Annotated in this window: 5 protein-coding genes and 1 tRNA gene; all 6 read left to right on the top strand. The window is 31.8% G+C overall.

The window, feature by feature from the left end:
- Window positions 1-65: 65 nt before the first annotated feature.
- The 6 genes from AB2369_RS11205 (at window position 66) to AB2369_RS11180 (ending at window position 4,776) form a co-directional block, all read left to right on the top strand.
- Window positions 66-140 (top strand) — tRNA-Asn (locus AB2369_RS11205).
- 473 nt (window positions 141-613) lie between these two features.
- The gene (gene fusA, locus AB2369_RS11200) at window positions 614-2,692 is read left to right on the top strand and encodes an elongation factor G (RefSeq protein ID WP_367666565.1); all 2,079 of its coding nucleotides are present in this window, start codon (window positions 614-616) and stop codon (window positions 2,690-2,692) included.
- Window positions 2,693-3,027: 335 nt separating this feature from the next.
- On the top strand, window positions 3,028-3,261 hold the full coding sequence (locus AB2369_RS11195) for a hypothetical protein (protein ID WP_367666564.1): 234 nt from the start codon (window positions 3,028-3,030) through the stop codon (window positions 3,259-3,261).
- Window positions 3,262-3,343: 82 nt separating this feature from the next.
- Window positions 3,344-4,291, top strand: a complete 948-nt coding sequence (locus tag AB2369_RS11190) for an ROK family protein (RefSeq protein WP_367666563.1) — start codon at window positions 3,344-3,346, stop codon at window positions 4,289-4,291.
- A 147-nt stretch (window positions 4,292-4,438) separates the two neighbouring features.
- On the top strand, window positions 4,439-4,615 hold the full coding sequence (locus tag AB2369_RS11185; RefSeq protein WP_367666562.1) for a hypothetical protein: 177 nt from the start codon (window positions 4,439-4,441) through the stop codon (window positions 4,613-4,615).
- An 11-nt stretch (window positions 4,616-4,626) separates the two neighbouring features.
- Window positions 4,627-4,776: a hypothetical protein gene (locus tag AB2369_RS11180; protein ID WP_367666561.1), complete on the top strand. Its 150-nt coding sequence runs from the start codon at window positions 4,627-4,629 to the stop codon at window positions 4,774-4,776.
- Window positions 4,777-5,114: the final 338 nt, after the last annotated feature.

The raw sequence follows: 5,114 nt of genomic DNA, 5'->3' as shown, positions 1-5,114 counted from the left end.
AAGGCCGATGGTACTGCTTGGGAGACTGAGTGGGAGAGTAGGAGGTTGCCAGGTTTAAAAAGTATTCCGCAGTAGCTCAATGGTGGAGCACTCGGCTGTTAACCGATAGGTTGGAGGTTCGAATCCTCTCTGCGGAGCCATTTTTAAGAATTTAAGGTAGGATTTATCCTGCTTTTTTTATTTTGTAGTAATTTATCTGATGGATGCTAACTCTAATATCTTCTTAAAGGGTGAGAGATAACAGTTGGTAAGCCCATAGATTAATTCATCTAAAGGAAGATTTGCTCTATAGTAACCTTAAGTTAACGATAACTTAAGGTTTATTTTGGTTAATAAAGATTTTTGTCAAAAATTTATATGGTAATAAATTTTGCTTTAGGGGAATACCTTTCATATTAAATCTATATATATAGTATTGGAATGTTTATACAAAGACTAGAATGTGATGGCTAAAATATGTAGAATAAAAATCTATAAAAAGAGATTATATATACTATAAAGAATTAAAATTAAAATAATTCTGAAAATTGCATTAATTTTAAAAGGAATTTTTTAGTCTTCACAGAAGTATAATATTAAGTCTAAATCTTATCCAATGCTAGGAGGTTTTACCATGAATGAATATAAAACCAAAAATCTTAGAAATGTAGGTATTATAGGCCATAGTGGAGCAGGAAAGACATCATTAACTGAATCACTTCTTTACTATACTAAAACTATAGACCGTTTAGGGAAGATAGAAGATGGCACCACAGTAAGCGACTTTGATGGTGAAGAGAAGAAAAGAAGAATATCAATTTCTTCTTCAGTACTACCTTTCAATTTTCAAGGAATAAAGGTAAATTTAGTTGATATACCCGGATACTTTGATTTTATAGGAGAATCTATACAGGGAATGAGAGCTGTAGATTTAGCTATGATAGTTGTATGTGGTGTATCAGGCATTGAGGTTGGGACAGAAAAATCTTGGAAGTATGTAAATAAGATTAAATTACCTAGAACTTTCTTCATAAACAAATTAGATAGAGAGAATAGTAATTTTGAGAAAGTACTTTCAAGTCTTAAGGATACTTTTGGTATTTCCGTAGTACCTATTCAATATCCAATAGGAAATGAATCAGAATTTAAAGGTGTTATAAATGTAATATCTAGGAAAGCAAGAATATATAATTCTAAGACTCATGAGATGGAGCCAATAGAAATTCCAGAAGAGCTTTTAGAAAAAGTTGATCAGTGTAAGCAAATGATAATGGAAGCTGTTGCAGAAACCAGTGAAGAATTATTAGATAAATATTTTAGTGAAGGAAGCTTAACTGATGAAGAGATATATGAGGGATTAATAAAAGGATGTTCTAGTGGAGATATAGCACCAGTTATGTGTGGATCAGCACAACAGGTAATTGGAATAGATACATTATTAGAAGACATGGTTGAATGTTTTCCATCACCAGAATATGCAATACCGCAGAAGGCAGTTGTTGTGAAGAATAAAGAGGAAAAGTTTATAAAAATAGATGAAAATCAGCCATTCTCAGCTTTAGTATTTAAAACTGTTGCAGACCCTTTTGTAGGTAAGTTATCTATGTTTAGGGTAATCACTGGGAAACTTACTTCAGATAGTGTGGTATATAATTCAATTAAGGAGAAGGACGAAAAGATAGGAAATATATACTACATGAAAGGTAAAAACCAAAGTCTTGCTAAAGAAATAATTGCAGGAGATATAGGAGCAGTGGCTAAGCTACAATATACTAATACTGGTGATACTTTATGTGATAAAACTTTTAATATAATATATGATAAGCTTAATTTCCCAGAGCCAGTTATATCAATGGCTGTACTTCCAAAAGCAAAAGGAGATGAAGAGAAGATATCTTCTGCCTTATCAAAGCTATGTGAAGAAGACCCAACATTTAAAATAAGCAGAGATTTAGAGAATGCAGAGACTATAATATCTGGGGTTGGAGAAACCCACTTAGAGATAGTGGCATCTAAAATAAAAACTAAATTTGGAGCAGATGTTGTTTTAAGAACTCCTAAAATTCCTTATAGGGAAACTATAAAGGGTGTAGCTGATGCTCAAGGTAAACATAAAAAGCAAACTGGAGGACATGGTCAGTATGGCGATGTGTGGATAAAGTTTGAGAGAAGAGTAGATGGAGAGGAATTATTATTTGAAGATAAAGTAGTTGGAGGAGTTGTTCCAAGAAACTTTATACCAGCAGTAGAAAAAGGACTTAGGGACTGTATAAGGCAAGGAGTCCTTGCAGGATATCCTGTTATAAAATTAAAGGCTACTTTACATGATGGATCCTATCATCCTGTGGATTCCTCAGAAATGGCATTTAAAATAGCAGCATCTTTAGCTTACAAAAAGGGATTAGAAAAGGCAGAACCTATTCTTTTAGAACCTATAATGAGAGCGGAGATAGTTATACCAGATGAATACATGGGAGATGTAATGGGGGATGTAAATAAAAAGAGAGGTAAAGTTCTTGGAATGGAACCAATTGATGATGGGCAGAAGATAATAGCAGATATTCCACAATCAGAGATGCTTACCTATGCTACAGATCTAAGATCCATGACTCAGGCAAGAGGAAGCTTTTCTATGAAGTTTGAAAAATATGAGGAAGTACCAGCATCAGAAGTAGCGAAAATAATTGAATCTTCTAAGAAAAAAGAAGCTTAATATTTTAGATATATTTTAAAGTAAAGCATATATTAAGGCGCTATAAGTATTTATTAAGAGATACTATAGTGCCTTAATTTTTTTATATATTCTTAAATATATTTTGTCGAAAAAATTATAATTTTAATGGATATAAAGAATATTTTTAAGGGTATGGGCATATATTAAGAATGTTAGACTTTACTGGCTATAAAATAAATTTTTCATGCTATGTGACTGGTTTACATGAAACAAGCTTTCTTTAGAAATATAGTTTTTTATGTTTTAAATCTAAACTGTGGAGAAAGTATTTTATCATTAAGTTTTACATAAAACAATTAGCAAGGAGATAGGGTATGTCAAATTATAGACTAGATATAAAGGGAAATTTAGATTTAACTGATTTTAGCAGTATATATGATTATATGGGCGTTGTAGATTATAATGATAAGTTTACTATTGCTTTAAATGGTGTAGGAGATGAGAGTGTGGGACTCATATGTGAGATGCTTCATAAACAAAGTTTTATAGTAAAACATTTAGGATTAAAGGATGATGGACTTTATTATATAAGAGCCTCCAAAATATAATTTATATTACTAAGTAATTATGATAAAATGATAATGTATTATTTAAATAAATTTTAAAAAAATATATTATGGAGGTTAGCTCATGAGCGCGTATGTCATAGGTATAGACTTAGGAGGAACAAAAATTCATGGAGCAATTGCAGATCTACATGGTAATGTTATAGAAAGCCAAGTGGTTCCAACTGATGCTAAGGATGGAGAAGAGGCAGTACTTAATAGAATAATTGGAGTTATTGAAACTGTTTTAGAAAAAAGTGGTAAGACTTCAGAGGAAGTAAAAGCTATAGGTATTGGATCACCAGGACCTTTAGATGCAAAAAAAGGTATAATTATAGCAAGTTCAAATTTACCATTTAAGAATTTTAAGTTAGTAGATCCTATTAAAAATAGATTTAATGTTCCAGTATATTTAGATAATGATGCTAACGTAGCTACTATTGGAGAATTTATGTTTGGAGAAGGAAAAAATACTAGCAACATGGTATATGTTACTGTAAGCACAGGAGTAGGTGGAGGAGCAATAGTAAATGGAAAGATATTTAGAGGAAACACTAGTAATGCTCTAGAAATAGGCCATACAACTATTCTTCCAGAAGGACCAAGATGTAACTGTGGAAATCATGGCTGTGTAGAAGCTTTAGCATCAGGAACAGCTATAGGAAAAAGAGCTGTAGAGGCAGTAGAAAGCGGTCTTGAGACAACTTTAGCTAAATATGAAAATCCTACATCTTATGAAGTTTTTGTTGAGGCTAAAAATGGAGATGAAGTAGCAAAAGACATACTTCATAGGAGTTTAACATATCTTGGAATAGGAATAGCTAACATAGTAAATACCTTTGACCCAGAAATGATAGTTATAGGTGGCGGAGTTAGTAAAGGCGGACAAGTGGTTTTTGATAAAGTTAAAGAAGTAGTTGATGAAAGAGCATTGAAAGCTATGGTTGAAAGCTGCGAAATAGTACCAGCAGGTCTTGGGACTGATGCAGGTGTTATAGGTGCTGTAGCATTAGCAATAGTGGAAAGTAAATAGAGTTTAAAAGATAAGCTGTATCCAAAGTTATTTTGATATAGCTTATCTTTTATTTTTAATAAAAAATTATTGTTATTAAATTCTAGTATATTAATTTCAAATACACACAAAATAATAGCGTAAATCTTAATAAAGGAGGATTCATAAATGGCTAAAAAGGGAATGAGAAGACCAGATGTAAGTGATCCTCACGGAACTGAGAGTAATAAGAAACAAAAGTTTCAAAAGAATCAAGTAAGTCCAGTTCCAGAGATACAAGGAAAAGCAAAGGCTGGTCATAAAAAAGCTAACGATGATCACATAGATTATTTTGATTATAAGTAAGGAGGGATACAATGGCTAAGGATAGTCAAATAGATAAAAAGGAAGTTAGAATGAAGAAATGTAACTATCAAACTCCTTTAACTAGAGAAAGTGCAAAAAATAGTAATAGAACTACTAAAAAGCAATCTCAAATAAATAACGATTGGCAAAGTGCACCTTAGGCAAGAAGCATTTTCTTCTCCTTTGAAAATGAACACACCCTTATACGAAATAACCATTAAGCTTTAAATTATGCAGCTTAATTCAGTTTAACCTGTACTTTTTAATGAAAACTTGATAATAACTTTAGGAGAAGAAAATGTTTTTTATATAAAGCTGTTCAGCTTAATGCTGAACAGCCCTCATTACATATAAACTCAAGAAAGTGATTGTCCCATGGGCAATCACTTTTTAAGTGCATTAAATAAACTATTACTTCCTAGGTTAAATTTATATAAGGTACATCTATAGATAAACCACATGACGATTGAAACTAAATCGTAAGCTATCATTACTTAAG

The organism is Clostridium sp. (assembly GCF_040797585.1).
Classification (GTDB): Bacteria; Bacillota; Clostridia; order Clostridiales; family Clostridiaceae; genus Clostridium_Z.
The sequence above is the reverse complement of the archived record's forward strand: the minus strand, read 5'-3'. Positions and strand labels throughout refer to the sequence as shown.

Excerpts from the sequence above, each read along its gene's own strand:
- AB2369_RS11195 (WP_367666564.1), top strand. The coding sequence starts at position 3,028 with ATGTCAAATTATAGACTAGATATAAAGGGAAATTTAGATTTAACTGAT.
- AB2369_RS11185 (WP_367666562.1), top strand. The coding sequence starts at position 4,439 with ATGGCTAAAAAGGGAATGAGAAGACCAGATGTAAGTGATCCTCACGGA.
- AB2369_RS11180 (WP_367666561.1), top strand. The coding sequence starts at position 4,627 with ATGGCTAAGGATAGTCAAATAGATAAAAAGGAAGTTAGAATGAAGAAA.
- fusA (WP_367666565.1), top strand. The coding sequence starts at position 614 with ATGAATGAATATAAAACCAAAAATCTTAGAAATGTAGGTATTATAGGC.
- AB2369_RS11190 (WP_367666563.1), top strand. The coding sequence starts at position 3,344 with ATGAGCGCGTATGTCATAGGTATAGACTTAGGAGGAACAAAAATTCAT.